The 22,333-nt window shown below is 74.6% G+C and carries 21 protein-coding genes; 10 read left to right on the forward strand and 11 right to left on the reverse strand.

Annotated features, from left to right (window positions below; translation table 11 throughout):
- Positions 1-248: 248 nt before the first annotated feature.
- From IAG44_RS34575 to xylB, 4 genes are all read right to left on the reverse strand, one after another.
- Entirely contained in the window at positions 249-1,514 is a 1,266-nt protein-coding gene (locus IAG44_RS34575; RefSeq protein ID WP_187751009.1) for a helix-turn-helix domain-containing protein, read from the reverse strand.
- Positions 1,515-1,891: 377 nt separating this feature from the next.
- Entirely contained in the window at positions 1,892-2,494 is a 603-nt protein-coding gene (locus IAG44_RS34580) for an N-acetylmuramoyl-L-alanine amidase (protein WP_187752969.1), read from the reverse strand.
- A gap of 248 nt (positions 2,495-2,742) precedes the next feature.
- A complete protein-coding gene (locus IAG44_RS34585) occupies positions 2,743-3,954 on the reverse strand; it encodes an ROK family transcriptional regulator (protein WP_187751010.1) in 1,212 nt (403 codons plus the stop codon).
- 123 nt (positions 3,955-4,077) lie between these two features.
- Complete coding sequence (xylB, locus tag IAG44_RS34590; RefSeq protein WP_187751011.1) at positions 4,078-5,508, reverse strand: xylulokinase; 1,431 nt, start codon at positions 5,506-5,508, stop codon at positions 4,078-4,080.
- 150 nt (positions 5,509-5,658) lie between these two features.
- Here xylB and xylA point away from each other — a divergent pair, with 150 nt between their 5' ends.
- Complete coding sequence (gene xylA, locus IAG44_RS34595; protein ID WP_187751012.1) at positions 5,659-6,825, forward strand: xylose isomerase; 1,167 nt, start codon at positions 5,659-5,661, stop codon at positions 6,823-6,825.
- A 270-nt stretch (positions 6,826-7,095) separates the two neighbouring features.
- Positions 7,096-7,443, forward strand: coding sequence for a hypothetical protein (locus tag IAG44_RS34600; protein ID WP_187751013.1), 348 nt, complete (start codon positions 7,096-7,098; stop codon positions 7,441-7,443).
- A gap of 61 nt (positions 7,444-7,504) precedes the next feature.
- Here IAG44_RS34600 and IAG44_RS34605 read toward each other — a convergent pair whose 3' ends face one another.
- Both IAG44_RS34605 and IAG44_RS34610 read right to left on the reverse strand, forming a co-directional pair.
- Positions 7,505-8,746 carry an SWIM zinc finger family protein gene (locus IAG44_RS34605; RefSeq protein WP_187751014.1) on the reverse strand — a complete coding sequence of 414 codons (1,242 nt, stop codon included), beginning with the start codon at positions 8,744-8,746 and terminating at the stop codon, positions 7,505-7,507.
- On the reverse strand, positions 8,743-11,646 hold the full coding sequence (locus IAG44_RS34610; RefSeq protein WP_187751015.1) for a DEAD/DEAH box helicase: 2,904 nt from the start codon (positions 11,644-11,646) through the stop codon (positions 8,743-8,745). The genes IAG44_RS34605 and IAG44_RS34610 overlap by 4 nt, the downstream gene beginning before the upstream one ends.
- Positions 11,647-11,910: 264 nt before the next feature.
- On the opposite strand from IAG44_RS34610, the gene IAG44_RS34615 reads away from it, so the two are divergent.
- Entirely contained in the window at positions 11,911-12,093 is a 183-nt protein-coding gene (locus tag IAG44_RS34615) for a hypothetical protein (protein WP_187752970.1), read from the forward strand.
- Positions 12,094-12,172: 79 nt separating this feature from the next.
- Here IAG44_RS34615 and IAG44_RS34620 read toward each other — a convergent pair whose 3' ends face one another.
- The 3 genes from IAG44_RS34620 to IAG44_RS34630 all read right to left on the reverse strand — a co-directional run bounded on the left by IAG44_RS34620 (position 12,173) and on the right by IAG44_RS34630 (position 14,094).
- Positions 12,173-12,973 (reverse strand): hypothetical protein, encoded by an 801-nt coding sequence (locus IAG44_RS34620; RefSeq protein WP_187751016.1) that lies wholly within the window; start codon positions 12,971-12,973, stop codon positions 12,173-12,175.
- 123 nt (positions 12,974-13,096) lie between these two features.
- Positions 13,097-13,393, reverse strand: a complete 297-nt coding sequence (locus tag IAG44_RS34625) for a hypothetical protein (protein ID WP_187751017.1) — start codon at positions 13,391-13,393, stop codon at positions 13,097-13,099.
- A gap of 101 nt (positions 13,394-13,494) precedes the next feature.
- Complete coding sequence (locus IAG44_RS34630) at positions 13,495-14,094, reverse strand: class I SAM-dependent methyltransferase (protein WP_187751018.1); 600 nt, start codon at positions 14,092-14,094, stop codon at positions 13,495-13,497.
- A gap of 151 nt (positions 14,095-14,245) precedes the next feature.
- Between IAG44_RS34630 and IAG44_RS34635 the strand changes: the two genes are divergently transcribed.
- The 5 genes from IAG44_RS34635 to IAG44_RS34655 all read left to right on the forward strand — a co-directional run bounded on the left by IAG44_RS34635 (position 14,246) and on the right by IAG44_RS34655 (position 19,234).
- Positions 14,246-15,025 carry an MHYT domain-containing protein gene (locus IAG44_RS34635; RefSeq protein ID WP_187751019.1) on the forward strand — a complete coding sequence of 260 codons (780 nt, stop codon included), beginning with the start codon at positions 14,246-14,248 and terminating at the stop codon, positions 15,023-15,025.
- A gap of 36 nt (positions 15,026-15,061) precedes the next feature.
- A complete protein-coding gene (locus IAG44_RS34640) occupies positions 15,062-17,608 on the forward strand; it encodes a sensor histidine kinase (protein ID WP_187751020.1) in 2,547 nt (848 codons plus the stop codon).
- Positions 17,605-18,042 carry a roadblock/LC7 domain-containing protein gene (locus IAG44_RS34645; protein WP_187751021.1) on the forward strand — a complete coding sequence of 146 codons (438 nt, stop codon included), beginning with the start codon at positions 17,605-17,607 and terminating at the stop codon, positions 18,040-18,042. The genes IAG44_RS34640 and IAG44_RS34645 overlap by 4 nt, the downstream gene beginning before the upstream one ends.
- 7 nt (positions 18,043-18,049) lie before the next feature.
- Entirely contained in the window at positions 18,050-18,448 is a 399-nt protein-coding gene (locus IAG44_RS34650) for a DUF742 domain-containing protein (protein WP_187751022.1), read from the forward strand.
- A gap of 183 nt (positions 18,449-18,631) precedes the next feature.
- Complete coding sequence (locus tag IAG44_RS34655; RefSeq protein WP_187751023.1) at positions 18,632-19,234, forward strand: GTP-binding protein; 603 nt, start codon at positions 18,632-18,634, stop codon at positions 19,232-19,234.
- A gap of 4 nt (positions 19,235-19,238) precedes the next feature.
- Here the strand turns inward: IAG44_RS34655 and IAG44_RS34660 are convergent, their stop codons facing one another.
- The gene (locus IAG44_RS34660) at positions 19,239-19,667 is read right to left on the reverse strand and encodes a PPOX class F420-dependent oxidoreductase (protein WP_187751024.1); all 429 of its coding nucleotides are present in this window, start codon (positions 19,665-19,667) and stop codon (positions 19,239-19,241) included.
- Positions 19,668-19,771: 104 nt separating this feature from the next.
- Between IAG44_RS34660 and IAG44_RS34665 the strand changes: the two genes are divergently transcribed.
- Positions 19,772-20,185, forward strand: coding sequence for a roadblock/LC7 domain-containing protein (locus tag IAG44_RS34665; RefSeq protein ID WP_187751025.1), 414 nt, complete (start codon positions 19,772-19,774; stop codon positions 20,183-20,185).
- A gap of 129 nt (positions 20,186-20,314) precedes the next feature.
- Positions 20,315-21,400 carry a DUF6397 family protein gene (locus IAG44_RS34670; RefSeq protein WP_187751026.1) on the forward strand — a complete coding sequence of 362 codons (1,086 nt, stop codon included), beginning with the start codon at positions 20,315-20,317 and terminating at the stop codon, positions 21,398-21,400.
- Between the two features lie 29 nt (positions 21,401-21,429).
- On the opposite strand, the gene IAG44_RS34675 is transcribed toward IAG44_RS34670, so the two are convergent.
- The gene (locus IAG44_RS34675) at positions 21,430-22,296 is read right to left on the reverse strand and encodes an acyl-CoA thioesterase (RefSeq protein ID WP_187751027.1); all 867 of its coding nucleotides are present in this window, start codon (positions 22,294-22,296) and stop codon (positions 21,430-21,432) included.
- Between the last annotated feature and the right edge of the window lie 37 nt (positions 22,297-22,333).

Here is a 22,333-nt window from a genome sequence, read left to right on the forward strand (position 1 = left end):
TGGTGGTGGCGTGAGCCGCGCGCCACCGGAACCGCGATCCGGGCCGCCCGGCATTCCGTCCGAGGTGTCCGGCCCATGGCACCCGGTGCGGGGCGTCCGGCCCGCCCGGCGGAGGTCCCCCGGCAGACGTCCCGCCCGGCGTGAGGCGATTCGCCGCCCCGACGCCCCTCCGCGCCCCACCCGCCGCTCCCCGCAACGCCCCTCCACACCCCGCCGGTTCCCCGTCCCACCACTGCCTCATCCACCCTCTACCTCACCCACCCTCCGGTCCCCACCAACTCCTCCTCCAGCGCCGAGAGTCGCGCCCGCACCGACGCCGTCGGCCGTACTACCGCCAGCGCCCGCCACACCTCCAGGTCGTCCTCGCCCCACGGCGCGTGCGCCCAGTCGGTCAACAGGTCGGGATCCTGACCCGCGATCAGCGCCGCCCGCACCCCGTCCGCGAGCTGCCGCCGGAGCCGGGTCACCGCCGGCGCCCGCGAGCCGGGCAGCAGTGGACCGGCGTACGCGGCGAGGGCCGCCGTCACCGCCCCGGCGGCGAGCCTGCGTTCGACGACCGCGAGGTCCGACTCCACCGGCACCGTCAGCCGGTACGGCCGCGACGCCAGCAGGTCCGGCCCCAATACGCCCCGCAGCCGGGCCAGTTCGGCACGCAGGGTCACCGGCGTCACCGACTCGTCCTCGTACAGCGCGCACAGCAGCCCGTCCCCGGTCAGCCCCTCCGGGTGACGGGCCAGCAGGACCACGATCTCGCTGTGCCGCCGGCTCAGCCGCACCGTCCGCCCGCCCGCCGTGAGCAGGGCCTCGTCCCGCCCGAGCACGGTCAGCTCCGCCGCCTCGACGACGGGCCGCTCCCGCGCGATCAGCGCCAGCTGGGACTCCGCCGCCCGCGCCACCGCCTGCACGAACCCCAGGCTGTGCGGATGCGCCAGCGCGTTCCCGCCCGTCACGTCGACGGCGCCCAGGACCCGCCCGGTGCGCGGATCGTGCACCGGAGCCGCCGCACACGTCCACGGCTGCGCCTGCCGCGTGAAGTGCTCCGCCGCGAACACCTGCACCGGCCGACCCACCGCGACGGCCGTCCCCGGCGCGTTCGTCCCCACCGCGCTCTCCGCCCACCGCGCGCCGGGCACGAAGTTCATCCGCCCCGCCCGCCGCAGGGTCGCCCCGTCCCCCTCGACCCACAGCAGCCGGCCGTGCGCGTCGCACACCGCGAGCAGATGCGCCCCGTCCGCCGCGAACGGCCCCACCAGCTCCCGCAGCAGCGGCATCACCGGCGCCAGCGGATGCTTCGCCCGGTACTCCCCGAGCACCCCGTCGGTCAGCTCCACATCGGCCGTGCGGTCCGGCCCCACCCCGGCCCGCGCGGACCGCCGCCAGGAGTCGGCGACCACCGGACGGACGGGGCGCGCGACCGTGCCCGCCGCCGTGAACGTCTCATGCGCCCGCCGCAGCGTACGGACCCGCTCGACGGGGTCGGCCCCGGGCTCCAGGGCCACCCAAGGATCGGTCAACTCGGCCTCCCGGAAGGTGGATCAGGCGGTACAGGTCACTTGGAGGGGTGGGATGTGCGGCAGGTGAAGCGAGGTGAGGGTCTGACGCTGACGGGGACGACAGCGCGAGGGACGAGCGCGGGGGCGACGGCGGCGGGTGACGGCGAGGTCGGTGACGCGGTGCTCGGGCGCCGCGCGGACGGTGTGGCCGGCACCGCGCGCCGCACGTCGTTCCCGACGGCGCACCCGTGGCCGGCCTGCTTGCGGACATCGTCACTCCGGGCCCCGGCGCCGACAACCGTCGCGGCACCACTCACTCGAATCCGGCCCTTCCATATCGGTGTCCGCATCCGCATCGGTGTCCGCGCCCGTGCCCGCTCAAGTCCGCCCACGCCCGCTCAGCTCTGGGCGACGAGTCTCATGTACCGCGCCCAGTCCCAGTTCCGGCCGGGGTCCGTGTGGTCACTGCCCGGCACCTCGTGGTGGCCGATGACGTGGGCCCGGTCCTTGGGGATGCCGTACCGGTCGCACACCGTCGCCGTCAGCTCGGCCGACCGCTCGTACAGCGCGTCCGTGAAGTAGGCCGGCCGGTCCACCCAGCCCTCGTGCTCGATGCCGATGCTGCGCGTGTTGTACTCCCAGTTCCCCGCGTGCCACGCGACGTCGGCCTCCCGCACGCACTGGGCGATCCGGCCGTCGGACGAGCGGACCACGTAGTGCGCGGACACCTTCTTCTTCGGGTTCCGGAAGATGGTCAGCGCCTTGTCGAACGAGGTCTGCGTGACATGGATGACCACCAGGTCGACGGGGTGGCGCGGCGAAGGCCGGTCGGACACGGTGTAGTTGGCCGGGGCGGCGGGCGCCCACAACGCCGACGGACGGTCGGGCGCCTGCGTCTGCGCCCCGGCCCTCGGCTCGGGCAGCATCACGGAGGACGCCGCCGCGAGCACGGCCCCTTTGAGAAGGTGACGCCGGCCGGGTGGGGAACCGGCCCGGTTCATGCCTTGGTTCATGCAACGCCCTTCCGCCGATGAGGAGTTCCACGACCGCCGCTGCGATGCGTGTGATCACAAGGTACGGCGGCGAAAGGGCCCGCAAGAGGACACCGCGGGATTCTGTGGACAGACCGGGACCTGTGGAAAACCGGCTCACCCGAAAGGGGTAATTCCGCTTCGGCGAACGGGAGTTGTCCACAGGTGGGACGTTTCACCTCGACCTGGATCCGATCATCACACCGGACGGTCCCGCCTCACCCCGCCCCGACACCCACCCCGACCGGATCGTCCAGCACGGCCCGCACCACGGAATGCGCCGCCCCCAGCAACGGCCCCTCCGACCCCCACCGCGACACGGACACCGGACACACCGGCCCCGCCGTCCGCCGCGCCAACTCCGCCTCCAGCGACGGCAGCAGCCACGGCGCGAGTCCGGCGAGCGCCCCGCCGAGCACGACGCTTTCCGGGTCCAGCAGGTTGACCGCCCCGGTGAGGGCGATCCCCAACGCCGTCCCCGCCTCCCGCAGGGCCCGCCGCACCGCCTCGTCCCCGTCCGCCGCCCGCCCCGCGAGCAGTCCGACCCGGTCACCGCCCGGTGCGAGGCCGGCCGCCCGCAGGACGGCCTCCTCCCCGGCGTACTGCTCCAGACATCCGCGCCCGCCGCACACGCACTGCGGCCCGTCGGGGTGGACCGGCACATGCCCCAGCTCGCCCGCGAACCCCCGCGTCCCGCGCAGCAGTCCGCCGTCCACGACGACCGCCGCGCCGATCCCGATCTCCGCCGACACGTGCAGGAAGTCGCGCGGAGCGCCTTCGCCGAGCCAGAGTTCGGCGAGCGCACCGAGGTTGGCCTCGTTGTCGACGGTGAACGCGGGCTCCGGGGACAGCAGTTCACCGAGGTCGACGCCGTGCCAGTCGAGGTTCGGCGCGCGCACGACCGTCCGCCCGTCCCGCGCGACCAGCCCGGGTACGGCGACGGCGAGCCCCGCTGCCCACAGCCCCTGCCCGCGCGCCTCGGCGACGACGTCCCGCACCAGTTCGCTCAGTTCGGCGACGACGGGCCCGGGGGAGCGGCCCCGGTTCGTCCCCTGCCGCTCGGCCCGCGCGCGTACCTCGCCGCGCAGGTCGACCGCGCAGACGGCCAGGTGGTCGACGCCGATCTCCGCGCCGATCCCGGCGGGCCCGCGCCGCGAGACCGCGAGCGCCGACCCGGGCCGCCCCACCCGTCCGGGGCGTTCGGGCCCCAGCTCCTCCAGCAGCCCGGCCCGGATCAACTCGTCCACCAGCGTCGACACGGCCGTCCGCGTCAGCCCGATCCGCGACGCCACCGCCGCCCTGGACAGCGACCCCTCCGCGCTGACGGCGTGCATCACGCGCGCGAGGTTGCGCCGCCGCATGCCCTGCTGGGTGTCGGAGGACACCCGGCCGGGGCCGGTGGGACGAGGGTCGTGCAGGGGCGCGGTCATGCGGGGGAGTCCTCCGGTTCTCGTCGGGGCGTGCGGTCGGGAATGCGAGGGCAATGGATCAAAAGTCCACTGCCGTGGCATTCCCGCGCGCGGGACGGCGTCCTGGCGGGGCGCCGGTCGCGCTCAGCCGCCCAGCAGCCCCCCGGCGTCCGCCAGCACCCCCGCGATCCGCTCCAGCGCGGCGTCGTCGCGGGGCACAGCCTCCAGGACCGGCCCGCGCGTGGTGTTCCAGCGGCGGGCCACGGCCGCGGGGTCCTCGCCGGTGAGCAGGCCGGCGGCCTGCGCGGCGGCGCCGAGGGCGACGAGTTCCTTGGCCTCGGGGACCTGGACGGGGCGTCCGGACAGACGCCGTACGGTCTCCTGCCAGGCGCGCCCGCGTGCGCCGCCGCCGATCAGCAGCAGGGGCGCGGAGCGGTCGGCGTCCTCGTCGAGGACCAGGTCGAGCGCGCCGAGCAGGGAGTGGACGGCGCCGTCGTAGGCGGCCTGGAGGAGCTGTCCCGCGGTCGTGTCGTGGCGCAGGCCGTGCAGGACGCCGGAGGCGTTCGGGAGGTTCGGGGTGCGCTCGCCGTCCAGGTAGGGCAGGAGGGTGACGCCCGTGGCGGGCTCCACCGCCTCGCGGTCCAGGCCCAGCAGGGCGGCGACCTTGTCGACGGCCAGGGTGCAGTTCAGGGTGCAGGCGAGGGGAAGCCAGTCGCCGTGCGCGTCGGCGAAGCCGGCCACGGTTCCGGTCGGGTCGGCGGGGCGCCGCTTCGACACCGCGTAGACCGTGCCGGAGGTGCCGAGGCTCAGCACGGGCGCGCCAGGGCGCAGACCCAGGCCCAGCGCCGCCGCCGCGTTGTCGCCGGTGCCGGCCGCGACGAGGGTGCCCTTGGCGAACGGCAGCCCGTGCCCGTCGCGGACGGTGCCCGCTACCTCGCCGGGGCGCACCACGCGCGGGAGGAGCGCCGGGTCGAGGCCCACGTGCGCCAGGATCTCGGCGTCGTAGGCTTCCGTGCCCGACGCCCACCAGCCCGTCCCGGAGGCGTCGCCGCGGTCCGTGGTGCCCTCGCCGGTCAGGCGCTCGGTGAGGTAGTCGTGCGGCAGCCGGACGGCCTTGACGGCGCGCAGCGCCTGCGGCTCGTTCTCCGCGAGCCACGCCCACTTGGTGACCGTGAAGGAGGCCGCCGGGACCGAGCCGGTGCGCTCCGCCCAGAACTTCGCGCCGCCCAGTTCCTCCGTCAGCCGGCGCGCCTGCGGGGCCGAGCGGACGTCGTTCCACAGCAGCGCCGGGCGCACCGGCTCGCCGTCGCCGTCCAGCGTCACCAGGCCGTGCTGCTGCCCGCCGACCGAGACCGCCGCGGCCTCGCGGGCGGCGTCACCGCACTGCCTCAGCGCCTCGCTGAGCGCTTCCCACCACTGGCGCGGGTCGCTCTCCCGTCCGGCTCCCGCGGAGACCGTGTGCGGGGCCTGGCCGCTCGCGACGACCTCGCCGGTCGCCACGTCGACGACGAGGGCCTTGGTCGACTGGGTGGACGAGTCCACGCCGACGACGAGCGGACCTTCGGCTGCTGACATCGGGCTCTCCCTCATGCTGTGCGCGACGGTGCGGGAACTCTCTGTGACACGTCCCCGATCGGTCCTCGAACGGTCTTCCCAGGGATGCGTCCGCATACTAATTTGTAAACGGCCATGACGAAATAGTCGTACGCAGCAAGGAGCCGCGGTATGAGCTACCAGCCCACCCCCGAGGACAGGTTCACCTTCGGCCTGTGGACCGTCGGCTGGCAGGGACGGGACCCCTTCGGCGAGGCCACGCGCGGTGCCCTCGACCCGGTCGAGACCGTTCAGCGCCTGTCCGAACTGGGCGCCTACGGCGTCACCTTCCACGACGACGACCTGATCCCCTTCGGGTCCTCCGACACCGAGCGCGAGTCGCACGTCAAGCGCTTCCGCCAGGCCCTGGACGCCACCGGCATGACCGTCCCGATGGCCACCACCAACCTCTTCACCCACCCCGTCTTCAAGGACGGCGCGTTCACCGCGAACGACCGCGACGTGCGCCGCTACGCCTTGCGCAAGACGGTCCGCAACATCGACCTGGCCGTCGAGCTGGGCGCCAAGACGTACGTCGCCTGGGGCGGCCGCGAGGGCGCCGAGTCCGGCGCCGCCAAGGACGTGCGCGTGGCGCTCGACCGCATGAAGGAGGCGTTCGACCTCCTCGGCGAGTACGTCACCGCCCAGGGCTACGACCTGAAGTTCGCGATCGAGCCCAAGCCGAACGAGCCCCGCGGCGACATCCTCCTGCCGACCGTCGGGCACGCGCTCGCGTTCATCGAGCGCCTGGAGCGGCCCGAGCTGTACGGCGTGAACCCCGAGGTGGGCCACGAGCAGATGGCCGGCCTGAACTTCCCGCACGGCATCGCGCAGGCGCTGTGGGCGGGCAAGCTCTTCCACATCGACCTCAACGGCCAGTCGGGCATCAAGTACGACCAGGACCTGCGGTTCGGCGCCGGTGACCTGCGCTCCGCGTTCTGGCTGGTCGACCTCCTGGAGAGCGCCGGGTACGCGGGTCCGAAGCACTTCGACTTCAAGCCCCCGCGCACCGAGGACTTCGACGGCGTCTGGGCGTCCGCGGCCGGCTGCATGCGCAACTACCTGATCCTCAAGGAGCGCGCGCTCGCCTTCCGCGCCGACCCGGAGGTCCAGGAGGCCCTGCGCGCGTCCCGGCTCGACGAGCTGGCCCAGCCCACCGCCGCCGACGGCCTCGACGCGCTCCTCGCCGACCGCGCCGCCTTCGAGGACTTCGACGTCGATGCCGCCGCCGCCCGCGGCATGGCCTTCGAACGCCTCGACCAGCTCGCCATGGACCACCTCCTGGGCGCCCGCGGCTGATCTCCCTCCACGCGCGCGTGCCCGTCGGTGTCCAGGGCGGCCGGGACGGGCGAACCGTCCCGGCCGGACGGGCACGCGCGCGTGGGCGGTACACGGCGAGCCGACGACCGGGCTGCGGCTCTCGCCCCACGCGCGCGTACTGCACCCGTACGACCACTCGTGCGGCGTTCCGCGTGCATTGCGCCGGAATCGTGCCCTCCAGGGCCTGAGCCGGTACCAACTCCCGCGCACAGGCCCCGCCCGGCCCGGACCGGGGCCAGTGTGGTTCCCATGGCCACTCCGCCCGTACCTCCGCATCCGCCCTCCGGCGGCGGTTTCGGCGCCCCGCCACCCGACGCCGACGACCGGCGCCCCCGCAGGCGCCGCACACCCCTGTTCGCCGCCCTGGCCGCGCTGCTGGCCGTCGCGGTGATCGTGATCGCCGTCCTGGCGACCGACGGGAACAGCGGCCCCGACGACGAGAAGGACTCCGGGAACACCTCCGGCCCGCCCTTCGAGCTGCCGAGCAGACTCCCCACCGGAATCCTCCCGACCCGGTTCCCCTCACTGCCCAGCGACCTCCCGACCGCGATCCCGAGCGGCTTCATCCCCAGCGACCTGGCGTCACTGCTGCCGTGAGCCGGTTTCATGGCGCGTGGGCCCGCCCCGGTGTCCGGAGGCGGGCCCACGCGCCGGCCCGTCACAACGGGTCCTCCTCGCCCTCGTCCCGGGAAGCCGCCGCCCAGGCCGTCGCGGGATCCGGGGCGGGCTCGCCCGCCGGTGCCCAGCGGCCGTCGCGCCTCCGGTAGGGCCACCAGCGGCCGTCGTGGTCCAGGCGTATCTGGGCGGGAGCGCCGACAGCGGTCCAGCGGTTGGCGCGCGGACGCAGCGGCGGACGCTCGCCGGGGTCCCAGGCCGCTTCGAGAGCCGCCCGCGCGCGTGCCGCCGTCTCCTCGTCGAGGGCCCATTCCTCGTCGAGGACCCTCAACGCGCCCACGCCCCCCATGCGCCACGCGTGCACGGCGGGATCCAGCCCCTCGCGCCCGCGCCCCGAACCCGCCACGAGCCGGGCGGCGACAGAGTCGTCGGACGGAGAGCCGGCCGCGAGGCGGACCGCGTCCTGAGCGGGCGTCAGCTCGGCCGCCTCCGGCGTCCCGCGCAGGGCCTCCCGCAGAAGCCGGTGCGCCTCCCGGGCCGTGCACGCGGCCAGGAACTCCAGAGCGGCCGGGACGACATCCCCGGGCGGCTCGGTCTCGGCGTCCAGGGACGGCGGGACCCCGGGACCCTCGGGCAGCTCCGGCGGAGCGGGCAGCGTGGCGGGCACGGACGCGTACGCCCGCGCGGCGTCGACGCCGTCGGGACGGGACGGGCGCGTGCGGGCCTTGAGGCCGTCCATCAGCGCCCGTTCGGGGCGCCCGCGCAGCGCCAGCAGCACGAACGGGTCCTCGTCGAGCAGCCGGGCCACCTGGTAGCACAGCGCGGTCGTGTGCCCGCAGTGGTCCCACGCGCCGCAGTCGCAGGACGCCTCCAACTCGCCCAGCCCCGGCAGCAGATCCACGCCGGAGTCCGCCGCGTCCTCCACCAGGTGCGGCGGCATCTCGCGGTCGAGCAGCGCGGCCAGATACCCGGCCCGCTCGACGGCCAGCCCCAGCAACCGCTCCCACTGCGCCTGCGACAGCTCCGGCAGGAGCACGTCCGCACGGTGCGCCGTACCGTCCCGGTCCCGGACGACGGCCGTCACGCGGCCCGGCCGCACCGACACGGCACCGACCGCGCCCCCGCGCGCCAGACGACGCCCGGCACGGATCTGGGCGCCGTCCAGCACCCCGTCCTCCAGCGCGGCGACCCAGCCACGCCCCCACCACGTCCGCGCGAACGCCTGCCCCCGCGCGGGCGCGGTCACCTCGAACGTCGACTCCTCGTACCCGTCGTGCCCGGTCATCGTGTCCCCCCTCGCAGCTCCACCAGTTCGGCCAGCTCGGCGTCCGTCAGCTCCGTGAACGCCGTCTCGCCGGAGCCGAGCACGGCGTCGGCGAGTTCCCGTTTGCGCTCCAGCATCCGCGCGATGCGGTCCTCGACCGTCCCCTCGGCGATCAGCCGGTGCACCTGCACCGGCCGGGTCTGCCCGATGCGGTACGCGCGGTCGGTGGCCTGCGCCTCGACAGCGGGGTTCCACCAGCGGTCGTAGTGCACGACGTGCTCGGCCCGGGTGAGGTTGAGCCCCGTCCCGGCCGCCTTCAGCGACAGCAGGAACACCGGAACCTCCCCGCTCTGGAAACGCCCGACCATCGCCTCGCGTTCCCCGACCGGCGTCCCGCCGTGCAGGAACTGCGAGGGCACACCCCGTACGCGCAGGTGCCGCTCGATGATCCGGGCCATCGCCACGTACTGCGTGAACACCAGGACGCCGGCCCCTTCGGCGAGGACACCGTCGAGGAGTTCGTCCAGCAGCTCCAGCTTCCCGGACCGTCCCGCGATCTCCGGCCGCTCCTCCTTGAGGTACTGGGCGGGGTGGTTGCAGATCTGCTTGAGGCCCGTCAGCAGCTTCACGACCAGCCCGCGCCGCGCCATGTCGTCCGCCTCGGCGATCCGGGCCAGCGTCTCGCGCACCAACGCCTCGTACAGGCCCGCCTGTTCCGGCGTGAGCGACACTGGCCGGTCGGTCTCGGTCTTGGGCGGCAGCTCCGGGGCGATGCCCGGATCGGACTTGTGGCGGCGCAGCAGGAACGGCCCCACCAGCCGGGCGAGCCGTTCGGCGGCGGCCGGGTCACCGCCGCCCTCCACGGCCCGCGCGTACCGCGCGCGGAAGGCCGTCAGCCGGCCGAGCAGCCCCGGCGTCGTCCAGTCCAGGATCGCCCACAGCTCCGAGAGGTTGTTCTCCACCGGGGTGCCGGTGAGCGCCACGCGTGCGCGTGCCCCGACGGTCCGCAGCGCGCGGGCGGTCGCCGCGTACGGGTTCTTCACATGCTGCGCCTCGTCGGCGACGAGCAGCCCCCAGGGCACCTCGGCGAGCCGGGGCGCGTCCAGGCGCAGCGTCCCGTAGGTGGTCAGGACGAACTCGCCGTCCGCGAGGGACGCCAGGTCCCGGCGCGGGCCGTGGAAGCGGCGCACGCGCGTGCCGGGCGCGAACCGCTCGATCTCCCGCTGCCAGTTGCCCATGAGCGACGTCGGGCACACCACGAGCGTGGGGCCCGCGGACGCCGGGTCGGCCTGGCGGTGCAGGTGCAGCGCGATCAGCGTGATCGTCTTGCCGAGGCCCATGTCGTCGGCCAGGCAGCAGCCGAGCCCCAGCGACGTCATCCGGGCCAGCCAGTCCAGACCGCGCCGCTGGTAGTCCCGCAGGGTCGCGGCGAGCGCGGCCGGCTGGGCGATCGGCTCCTGTTCGCCGGACGGCACCAGCCGCTCCCGCAGGCCCTCCAGCCACGGAGTGGACCGCACGTCGACCAGGTGGCCGTCGATCTCCGCGGCGCCCGTCAGCGCGGCGCTCAGCGCCGCCACGGGGGCGAGCTTCAGGTCCTGCCGGGAACGGGCGCGGCGGACCTCCCCGGGATCGACGAGGACCCACTGGTCGCGCAGCCGCACGATCGGGCGGTTCGCCTCCGCGAGCCGGTCCAGCTCCTCGCGGGTCAACTGCCGGTCGCCCAGCGCGAACCACCAGCCGACGCTCACCAGCGCGTCGGCCGACAGGAACGAGGCCGGCTCGCCCCGCCCGTCCGGCGGGCCCACCACCGCGCGCGTGTTCAGCGTCCGGGACAGCTCCCTCGGCCAGTGCACCTCGACCCCGGCACCGGCCAGCGCCCGCGCGCCCTCGCCGAGCAGGTCCTCGACGTCGTCGTCCAGGAGCTCGACGACGTCCGGGACGGCGGCCGACAGCAGGGGCGCCAGCGGGGGCCAGGCACGGGCCGCGCGGCGCAGCGCCAGCAGGACGTCCATCCGCGCGTGGGGGCCGAAGCCGGAGCCGGGGTGTGCGGGCGCCGGGGACGGCGGGGCCGCCTCCGCCCGCGCGTGTCCCGCAGCCGACGGGCCGAACCCGGGCAGCGCTGTCTGCGCGGGCGCCCGGTCGGACAGTGCGGTCCCCCCGCGCGCGGGTTCCCCGGCACCGTCCGTCGCGGCCCACACGTCCGCCGCGTCCGCGATCACCCCCGGATCGGCGACGGAGCGGACCTGCGGCACCGCGCGGAACCGAGGCTCCCCGGGGCCGTCCAGTCCCGACACCTCGACGCGCAGCGAGATCCGCACGCCGGCGTTGTGCCCCGCCGCGACGTCGGTGGCCCACGCGCGTGCGTGCGGCAGGCGCTGCGGCTGCCGTCCCCCGTAGGCGGGGGCGCCCGTCACGAGCGGCGCGGCGGGGGAGCGGGGCAGGGTGTCGGCGACCGCGTCCAGGAAGGCCCGCACCAGCCCCTCCGGCGCGGGCAGCCGGAGCTCGGGGCCGCCGTCCAGGGGGACGGCGTGCGCCTCGGGCGGCATCGCGGCGGCGAGCCGCCGGATCCGCTCGACGTCGTCCTGGCCGAGCGGCCCGACCCGCCAGGCGTCGTGGTCGCCCGCGGACAGGCCGGGCAGCAGCAGTCCGCGCGCGACGAACTGGAGCGCCAGGAGCGCGGCGCCGCCCCAGAAGGCCGCCGCCGGATGCGCGTCCGGCGCGACCCGCGCCCGCGTGAGCACCGGCAGCGCCTCCCGCACGGAGACGAAGGCGACGGGCACCTCGACGGCCTCCACACCCGCACCGGCCGGCTGTACGACGCGCAGCCGCCCGGCGGAGCCGACGGCGGGCGGCTGCGCGTCGCCGCCCGGGTGCCAGAAGGCGATCCGGCCGGTGCGGGCCGGGTCGCCCGGCACGAACACGGCGTGGCAGCGGGACGGTTCGGGGACGTCGGGCGGTGTTTCCGTGGGGACCCTCTGTGTGGCGATGACCCTACTCCTCAAGTTTGACTAGTCAGGCTGCGGTCGCCGAGGGTACAGCATGGGAAGAGGCTCACGGCAAGGTTTTCTCAGGGACATCTCGGGGTCGGTCTCGGGGACGTCTCAGGGTCGGCGGCTGGAACCGCGGGCCGCGTGGAGCCGTTCTCACAGCAGAGAGCGGCAATGGCCGCGAAGGAGGCGACGTACATGTCGAAGAACGCGAAGATCGCCGCGGGCGGGGTGGCGGCCGGACTCCTCCTGCTGATCTGGCTGCCCTGGTGGGCGGCGCTGCTGATCGTGCTGGGGGTCCCCGCCGCCGCGTACCTCGCGCTGGACCCGTCCCAGCGGCGCAGGCTGCGCCGCGTCACCCGCAAGGAACTGGGCCGCTGAGGGTGGGGCCGGACGGTCTCCCACCCGCGGGGGCCGTCCGGCTCGGCTCGGCCACATGGCTCGGCTCGGCCGCAGCGTCTCAGCTCGGGCGCACGGCCATCCGGTCCAGCGCCTCCAGCAGCCCCGGCAGTTCGGGCCCCCGCCCGACGGGCAGCACCTCACCGGGCTTGTCGTCGAGGAGGACGAAGGCGATGTCGTCGGTGCGGGCCACCAGCGACCAGCCCGGCCCGTCCGCCCGCAGCGTGCGCGCCTCGCCCGGCGCGAAGGAGGACCGCACCCGGCCCAGCGGAGGCGGCGTCTCGACATAGGCGCGCGCCTCGGCGAGGACCCGCCGGACGTCACTGGGACGCGCGCTCGCGTCCTGCTCCTGCCGGGGCGTGAACTGTGAGTCGTCGATCTGCTCGCGCCAGGTCGACCACTGCACCGCTATCTCGTCGGCCCCCAGCCGCCGCCGCGCCGCCCCCCACACGCTGGTGTCCGGCGGAACCAGCGCGGGCCCCTCGGCGACCTCGGGAGCGGGATCGTGCGGCGCGGGGACGCCGGGCGCGGCCACGGCGACCGGCAGGGGCCAGCCGGGCAGACCCGCGACGACCGACCGCTCGTCCGGCGACAGGTCGTACTCCATCCCGCAGTCCCAGGAGGCGATCGCGACCGCCACCAGCGACACGTCGTCGACGACCACGGTCCACCGCGCGCCCGTGCCGTCCTGGCCGAACACCAGCCCGTAGCCCTCCGCGAGCGGCGGAAGGCCGAGCGACGCGCACGCCTCCGGGTAGTCGTCGCCCAGCGCGCTCGGGAACTGAGCGGGCGTCAGCAGCACCGCCGTGAGCACATAGAGCGCGTCTTCGGCGGCAACGGTGTCCTCGTCCGTCCCGGACATCCCGGCCTCCCCGTGGGTTCGTCCAACGGCGCGCACCCTAGTGCGCCCGTGACGTGCTTGTCACGACTCCCGGACGGACCCGGAGCTGCGGCTTCGGCCAGGACGGGGACGAATCGGCGCGTGTCAGGCGGCCGGCAGCCCGAGGAGCGCGCGGGCGACGCTCTGCGGGGACTCGTCGTGCTCGCGCGCGAGCGTGACCACCGCCCGGCAGGCCAGCTCGCGTACCCCGAAGGACAGCGCCTCCGGCGACACCCAGGAGGCCGCTTCCTCGATCCGGTCCTGATCGTCCAGCGCGCACGCCGACACGTACACGGCCGCCGCCTCGAACAGATTCGGTACCCGCTCCCGCCGCCCCCGCGCCGCGTCCGCGCGCGTACCGCCCGTCAGCAACCCCCAGGCCCTGCGCAACCCGCCCGCCATCCGGACCACCCTCCTCCTGCCCGCCCGGCGCGACCGGGCGCCGGCTCCTGTTCCCCAACGTAGAGTCGGACCTTTCCCGGCAGAAGGGCCCAGGCGCCCGCTCAGTCCTCCCGCACCGCCAGCGCCAGGAAGCGGTTCTCCTCGTCCGTGTACGACGTCATCCGCCAGCCCGAACCGGCCAGCAGCGGCCGCAGGTTGGGCTCGGCCCGCAGGTCGTCCGGCGTGAGCCGGCGCCCCTGGCGGGCCGCGAGGGCGGCGCGGCCGACGGGATGGAAGAGGGCCAGCGCTCCGCCGGGGCGGACCACGCGCGCCAACTCCCGCAGCCCGGAGGCCGGTTCACCGAGGTGCGCGACGAGGCCCGCGGCGAACACGGCGTCCAGCACCCCGTCCCGCAGCGGCAGCGCGGCGACGTCGGTGAGCAGCAGCCGCCCGTCACGCCCCCGTCCGGCCCGTACGGCGGCCTGGAGCATCGCCGGGGTCAGGTCGGCCCCGAGGACCGTCCCCGAGGGCCCCACGGCCGCCCTGAGCGGCGTCAGGGCTCGCCCGGTGCCGCAGCCGGCGTCCAGGACCCGATGGCCCGGCCGCAGCCCCAGCGCGGCCACCGCGGCGGCGTAGGCGGGGCCGTCACCGGCGAACCTCTCGTCCCAGCCGGCCGCGCGGGCCGCGAAGAACTCCTGGACGTGCGTGCGGTACTCGCTCATGAGCGCATGATCCCGCACCGTCACACAGAGACCCACAGCGCGCAGGTCCGGGCGCCACTTGATCACCTGTGCGCACTTCTCCGCCACATTGCGGCACTTTCCGAAGCGCGCTCCCTCTGTGCGCCCATGCCCGCACTAGCGTCCCTGAGCCATGGGACACCTGGACCACGCAGCCTTCGGCTGGCTCACCCCCGTGCTGTCGTACGTGATGGCCTGCATAGGCGCCGCCCTCGGACTGCGCTGCACCGTGCGCGCCCTCGGCGCCACCGGACGGTCACGCCGCAACTGGCTGATCACCGCCGCCTCCGCCATCGGCACCGGCATCTGGACGATGCACTTCGTCGCCATGCTCGGCTTCGCCGTCAGCGGCACCGACATCCGCTACGACGTACCGCTGACCGTCCTCAGCCTCCTCGTCGCCATGGTCGTCGTCTGCGCGGGCGTGTTCGCCGTCGGCTACGGACGCGACCGCACGCGCGCACTGCTCACCGGCGGACTCACCACCGGAATCGGCGTCGCGAGCATGCACTACCTGGGCATGGCGGCCGTCCGGCTGCACGGCGACGTCCACTACGACCCGATGGCCGTCGCCCTCTCCGTGGTGATCGCGGTCGTCGCGGCCACCGCCGCCCTGTGGGCCGCCCTCAACATCGAATCGCCCGTCGCGGTCACCGTGGCCTCCCTGGTCATGGGCGCGGCCGTCAGCAGCATGCACTACACCGGGATGTTCGCGGTGAGCGTGCGGGTCACGCCCTCCGGGGCGGCGCTGCCCGGGGCTACGGCGATGCAGTTCATCTTCCCCCTCGCCGTCGGCCTCGGGTCCTACCTCTTCCTCACCTCGGCCTTCGTCGCCCTGTCGCCCACCACCAGGGAACGCGAGGCGTCCGCCTCCGCCGAACGGGCCGTGGAGCCCGCAGGCACGCACGCGTAGCACCACCCCTTCGACCCACCGTCCAGCGAGGAGTCCATGCGTACCCCCAGGAAGGCCACCGCGGCCGGCCCCGAGTCACCGAACCCGGTGCGCGGCCGCCGCGCCCACGCCGGGCCGCCCGCAGACGAGGGCCTGGGCGACCCCACGGACCCGGCGGACGGCACGCCCCCGCGCGCGCAACGCTGGCGAATACGCCCCCGCACCGTCCGCGCCAAGATCGTCTGCCTGCTGATGGTGCCGGTCGTCTCGCTGCTCGCCCTCTGGGCGTACGCCACCGTCACCACCGCCCAGGACGTCTCCCGGCTGCGCCAGATCCAGCGCGTCGACTCCGAGGTCCGCGCACCCGTCGCCGCCGCCGTCGCCGCGCTCCAGGCCGAACGCACGGCCGCCGTCCGGTACGCCACCGGGCCTGACGCCGAGCAGACGGACAACCTGCGCGGGCTCGCGCGGGCCACCGACCGTGCGGTCGCCCGGCTGCGGCTCGGCGAGGACAGCACCGTCGCCGACGGCCAGGAACTGCCCGCCGGAGTCGCCCAGCGGCTCGCCGCCTTCGTCACCGGGGCCGAGCAACTGCGCGCCCTGCGCGGCGCGATGCTCGCGGGGAAGACCGACTGGGCCCAGGTGTACGGGCGTTACACGCGCACGATCTCCGACGCGTTCGCCGTGGGCGGCGCGCTCTCCGGGATCCAGGACGCCGAACTCGGCTCCGACGCGCGCGTACTGCTCGAATTCTCCCGCGCCGCCGAAGCCCTCGCCCAGGAGGACGCCGTCCTCGCGAGCGCACGCGTGGCGGGTCGCCTCGACACCGGGCGCCTGCGTATGTTCGGCGCCGCCGCCCAGACCCGCCGCGCCCTCACCGAGGCCGCCGTGACCGACCTGCGCGGCCCCGAGCGAGCCGCCTGGCGGACCCTGGCCGGGGACGACGCCTACAAGGGCCTGACGGCCGCCGAGAACCGGATCCTTGCGAGCGCCCCCGGCACACGGGCCCTGGCCACCGCGCCGGAGTCCGCCTGGAACGCCGCCCACACGCGCGTGCAGGCGGGCATGCGCACCATCGAGACGGACGCCGGGCACGAGGTGGCCCGCCGCGCCGACCCCTTCACGCGCGGGCTCCTCACCCCGGCCGGCGCCGCCGTCCTGCTCGGCCTCGCCGCCGTCGTCGCCTCGCTCGTCATCTCCGTACGCATCGGCCGCGGCCTCGTCGTCGAACTCGTCAGCCTGCGCAACGGCGCCCTGGAGATCGCCCGCCGCAAACTCCCCGAGGCCATGCGCAAGTTGCGCGCGGGTGAGGAGATCGACGTCCGCGCGGAGGCCCCGCCGGGCCCCCGCGCGGAGGACGAGACCGGACAGGTCGCCGAGGCCCTGACGACCGTCCACCGGGCCGCCCTGCGGGCCGCCGCGGAGCGCGCCGAACTCGCCAGCGGCATCTCCGGGGTGTTCGTCAACCTCGCGCGCCGCAGCCAGGTCCTGGTGCACCGTCAGCTGAGCCTCCTGGACAGCATGGAACGCCGCTCCGACGACCCGAACGAGCTGAGCGACCTCTTCCGCCTCGACCACCTCACCACCCGCATGCGGCGCCACGCCGAGAGCCTGATCATCCTCTCCGGCGCCGCGCCCGGCCGCGCCTGGCGGATGCCGGTCCCGCTGACCGACGTGGTGCGCGCCGCCGTCTCCGAGGTCGAGGACTACGCGCGCGTGGAGGTACGGCAACTGCCCGAGGCGTCCGTCGTCGGCGCCGCCGTCGCCGACCTCACCCACCTGCTCGCCGAACTCGTCGAGAACGCCGCCCAGTTCTCGCCCCCGCACACGCGCGTGCGCGTCACCGGGGAACCCGTCGGCAACGGGTACGCCGTCGAGGTCGAGGACCGGGGACTCGGCATGGGCCAGGAGACCCTTGTGCGGGCCAACCGGCGCATCACCCAGTCGGAGGCGCTGGACCTGTTCGACAGCGATCGCCTCGGCCTGTTCGTCGTCAGCAGGCTCGCCGCCCGCCACGGCATCAAGGTCCACCTGCGCACCTCCCCCTACGGCGGCACCACCGCTGTCGTCCTGCTGCCCACCGCCCTCCTGGACACCGGCAAGCCGGAACGTTCCGCCGCACAGGCCGTCCGGAGCGGCGCACCGGAGCACAGCGTGGAACCCGCGTACGCGCGCATCCCAGGCGACCACGGCCACGAGGCCGTCCCCGCGCCGGCCGACCGCCCCGCCCTCGTCGCACCGACGGCACCGGCGGCAGCACCGGCCCCCGACTCGGGGCCGCCCCCGGCACAAGCCCCCGCGCCCCCGCCGCCGGGCGTCACCCCCCTGCGCCTGCACCGCCCCCAGGACGACGCCCCAGAGCCCCCTGAGGCCGCCGACGACGACCTCCCGCGCCGCGTGCGCCAGGCGAGCCTCGTACCCCAACTGCGCGGCCCGCGTGCGGAAGAACCCGAGCGCCCGCGCGGCCCGCGCGACGACGGACGCACCCCCGAAGTCGTCCGTGACCGCATGGCCGCCTACCGCGCGGGCTGGGCCCGCGGCGGCGGCAGACACCCCGGCCGCGCGGCCGGACCGCATTCCGGCAGTGAAGGAGACCCCGCATGATCCAGGACCCCGGCACGAGGCCGTCCCAGCGGTCGGGGGAACTCGACTGGCTGCTGGACGATCTGGTGACGCGCGTGAGCGAGGTACGGCACGCGGTGGTGCTGTCCAACGACGGCCTCGCCGTGGGCGCCTCCAGCGACCTCGGGCGCGAGGACGCCGAACACCTCGCCGCCGTCTCCTCCGGCTTCCACAGCCTCGCCAAGGGCGCCGGACGGCACTTCGGCGCCGGCGGCGTACGGCAGACCATGGTCGAGATGGACGACGGCTTCCTGTTCGTCGCCGCCGCCGGGGACGGCTCCTGCCTCGCCGTCCTGACCGCCGTCACCGCCGACATCGGGCTCGTCGCCTACGAGATGGCCCGCCTCGTCAAACGCGTCGGCGAGCACCTGCACACCCCGCCGCGCGTCGCCGCGCGCCCGCCCGCGGCGGGGTGAGGCGGCGATGACCGACGACCCGACCACCGCCGCCCAGTGGTACGACACCGACGCCGGGCCCCTCGTGCGCCCGTACGCGATGACCGGGGGACGCACCAGACCGGGGCCCACCGGGGTGCGCTTCGACCTGATCGCCCTCGTCACCCTCGACCCGGGCGCGTTCGGCGCCGACGACGACCACGCGCTCGGGCCCGAACACCGCGCCCTGATCGACCTGTGCCGCGTCGAGACACAGTCCGTCGCGGAACTCTCCGCCGGGACCGACCTGCCCGTCGGCGTGGTCCGTGTCCTGCTCGGCGACCTGCTGGAGACCGGCCGCGTCACCGTCAGCCGCCCGGTGCCGCCCGCGCACCTGCCCGATGAACGGATCCTGCGGGAGGTCATCGAAGGGCTGCGGGCGCTGTAGATGAACACCCGTCACCAAGCGCGCGTATACGTACGCGTCTCGCGCCCCTCAGGGCATCGGAAAGAGCAAGAACGGTCACAAAAGACGGATCGCGATCGAATCTCCCGCACCAGGCCGACGGTCGCCATCCTGCTGCCCCCGGACGACACCCACGCACGCCGGCACTCCCGAGAGAAGTGATCCATGGCCTCCGAGCACCCCGACGCCACCGGCGAGACCGCCCCGCTGGCCCTGAAGATCCTGGTCGCCGGCGGGTTCGGCGTGGGCAAGACGACCCTCGTGGGCGCCGTCAGCGAGATCAAGCCGCTGCGCACCGAGGAACTGCTCAGCGAAGCCGGGCAGACGGTCGACGACACCGACGGCGTCGACCAGAAGGTCACCACGACCGTCGCCATGGACTTCGGCCGGATCACCATCCGCTCCGGCCTGTCGCTCTACCTGTTCGGCACCCCCGGCCAGGACCGCTTCTGGTTCCTGTGGGACGAACTTTCCCAAGGCGCCCTCGGCGCCGTCGTCCTCGCCGACACCCGGCGCCTGGAGGACTGCTTCCCGGCCGTCGACTACTTCGAGCACCGGCACATCCCGTTCGTCGTCGCCGTCAACTGCTTCACCGGCGCCCGCGCGTACGCCGCCCCCGACGTCTCCCGCGCCCTCGACCTCGACCAGGGCACCCCCGTCGTCCTGTGCGACGCGCGCGACCGCGACTCCGGCAAGGAAGTCCTCATCCGCCTCGTCGAGTACGCCGGGCGCATGCACACCGCCCGGCTCCTCGACTCGGTCGGCTGACTCGTTAGTCCGAGACGGCCTTCTGCGCCAGGACCTTCTCCACGGCGACCCGCACGAGCAGTTCGCCGGGCACGCCGTTGCGGGCGCCGAACTCCTCGGCGCGGTCCTCGCCCATGTAGCGGGCCCCGATGCGGGCGGCCCAGTGACGGACCTCGGAAAGGTCCTCCGAGACGGTGGCCCGGCCCTGGAGCACCACGAAGTCGAAGGGCGGGCGGTCGTCGTCGACGCACAGGGCGACACGGCCGTCACGGGCCAGATTGCGGCCCTTCACGGTCTCCTTGCCGGTGTTGAACACCAGGTCGTCCCCGTCGAGCAGGAACCAGATCGGGGCCACGTGCGGGCTGCCGTCGGCCCGGACGGTGGACAGCTTCGCGGTGCGGGTGCCGTGCGAGACGAACGCCCGCCATTCCTCGTCGGTCATCTTCTGCGCCATGCCGCCATCCTCCTTGCTCGTGCCCCCGAAACTGCGCAAGGGTGGCGGGCAAGTCCTCGCACGGGCGGGACCCAACGGGGAGAAGGACGCGGGGAGACCGAAGCATGGGGCAGAACCAGGGACTCGACTGGCTGCTGGACGACCTGACCGAGCGCGTCGAACACGTACGGCACGCACTCGTCCTCACGACCGACGGACTGACGGCCGGCGCCAGCACCGGACTGCGCCGCGAGGACGCCGAACACCTCGCCGCCGTCTCCTCCGGCCTGCACAGCCTCGCCAAGGGCTCCGGCCGCCACTTCGGAGCGGGCCAAGTACGGCAGACGATGGTCGAGTTCGACGACGCCCTCCTCTTCGTCACCGCCGCCGGCACCGGCAGCTGCCTGTGCGTCCTCACCGGTGCCGAGGCCGACATGGGCCAGGTCGCCTACGAGATGACACTCCTCGTCAGCCGCGTCGGGGAACACCTCACGATGGATGTGCGCCAGCCCGAACGCACCCCGCTCACAGAGCGCTGACCTGCACATTCAGTCGTGTATACGGAGTTATCCACAGGCTTGCCACGGGATCGGGCAAAACGGCTACGGTTTTTTCCGAGGCCACCGCGAACAGCGCGGAGCCCGACCTGACCACGGGGGAGACCGACCATGTCTCAGTACACCGTCGCCCGACCACAGCCCCTCACCTGCACGCCGAAGCGCGCGGCCCGCGAACTGGGCCTCAAGCGCGCCGAGGTGGACCTCGCCGTCCACCTCGGGCGCATCCGGACCGTGCCGGACGAGGGAGGCGGCGGCCGCCGGATCGCGTACACCGAACTCGAACGGCTGCGCGCCGAGCCGGACTTCCCGGAGTCCTTCCTCGAAGGGGTGCGCGCCGTCGGCACCGGCGAGGCCGCGGAACTCCTGCGCATCTCGCCCGCCCGCTTCTCCCGCCTCGCGCGGCTCGGAGTCGTCGTGCCGGTCCGCTTCTACCTCAACCGGTACCGGGCCGTCGTCTGGCTCTACCTCGCCGACGAACTCCGCCAGTTCGCCGCCGACCCGGGCAACGCGCCCCTGCTCACCGGCCGCACGCCCGACGACATGCGGGCCCGGCTCACCGAAGGAGCCGACCTCAGGCCCCGCAACTGGCGCGGCCGCCACCTCGGCTTCCTGCTCCGCCAGGCCGACAACCCCTGGCAGCGCGCCGGCGCCCTGGCCACCTTCCTCGACCCCGCGCAGGTCGCCGAACTCGTCCCCGACCCCTACGAGCGGGCCCGGCTGAGCCGTTCCCGCCCCACCACACCCGCGCACGGCGCCCCGGGCTCACCCTCCGCCCACCTGGCCGCGACCATCATGACGGCGGACGACCCGGACGAGATCGCGTGGCTGCGCGCCGACCTCACCCAAGCCCTCGCAGAGGCCCGTACGGACCTCCCGGCACCCCGCCCGGCATGGACCCCCGAACCGACCCCCGAAGCCGTACCCGATCCCGTGCCCGCACCGAGGCTGCGGACCGTACCGGCACCCGCCCCGAGCCCCCAGGTCACGCCCGCACCCCGGGCAGCGCCCGCACCCGAACCACGCCTGCGGACCCAGAGCCCACCCGACCCGGCACGCGAAGCCCACCCGGCGCCTCAGCCGGTACCCCGGCCCGCACCCGAACCCGAGCCGCACCTCCGGACGCCGGCACCCCGTTCACGCCACCGCCTGCCGAAGTGGCTGCGCCGCAGGAGCAGGGCCAGGCAGCACGTCTGACCACTCCTGACCATCCCAGGGGCGAACCCCTACAGCGCCCGGAACAGGCCCTCCTGGACGACGGACACCAGCAACTGCCCGTGCAGGTCGTAGATACGGCCCCGGGCCAGCCCCCGCCCACCCGTGGTGATCGGCGACTCCTGGTCGTACAGGAACCACTCGTCCGCCCGGAACGGCCGGTGGAACCACATCGCATGGTCCAGAGAGGCCATGTCGAAGTTCCGCAGCCCCCACAACGGCTCGACGGGGATACGGACGGCGTCCAGGAGGGTCATGTCGCTGGCGTAGGTGAGCGCGCAGGTGTGGACGAGCGGATCGTCGCCCAGCGGCCCCACCGCCCGCATCCACACGGCGCTGCGAGGCTCCGCCTCCTTCAGCTCCTCAGGGCTCCAGCGCAGCCGGTCGACGTACCGGATGTCGAACGGCTGACGCCGGGCCATCCGCTCCAACTGCTCGGGCAGCGCCCCGAGATGCTTACGGACCTCGTCCGCGACCGTCGGCAGCGACTCCGGGTCCGGGACCTGCCGGGCCGGCGGCAGCTGCTGCTCGAAGGGACCTTCCTCAGGCTTGTGAAAGGAGGCGGTGAGATTGAAGATCGTGCGGCCCTGCTGCACGGCGGTGACCCGCCGGGTCGTGAACGACCGCCCGTCGCGCACCCGCTCCACCTGGTACACGATCGGCACACCGGGCCGGCCGGGACGCAGGAAGTACGCGTGCAGCGAGTGCACCGGCCGGTCTCCCTCCGTGGTCCGGCCCGCCGCGACCAGCGCCTGCCCGGCCACCTGCCCGCCGAAGACCCGCTGGAGGGATTCCTGGGGGCTGCGCCCGCGGAAGATGTTGACCTCGATCTGCTCCAGGTCGAGCAGGTCGACAAGTCTCTCGGCGGGGTTCGTCATGGCGTCTCTCCTGTGGTCACGAACCGGATCGCGGGCC

This window comes from Streptomyces roseirectus (genome assembly GCF_014489635.1).
Classification (GTDB): Bacteria; Actinomycetota; Actinomycetes; order Streptomycetales; family Streptomycetaceae; genus Streptomyces; species Streptomyces roseirectus.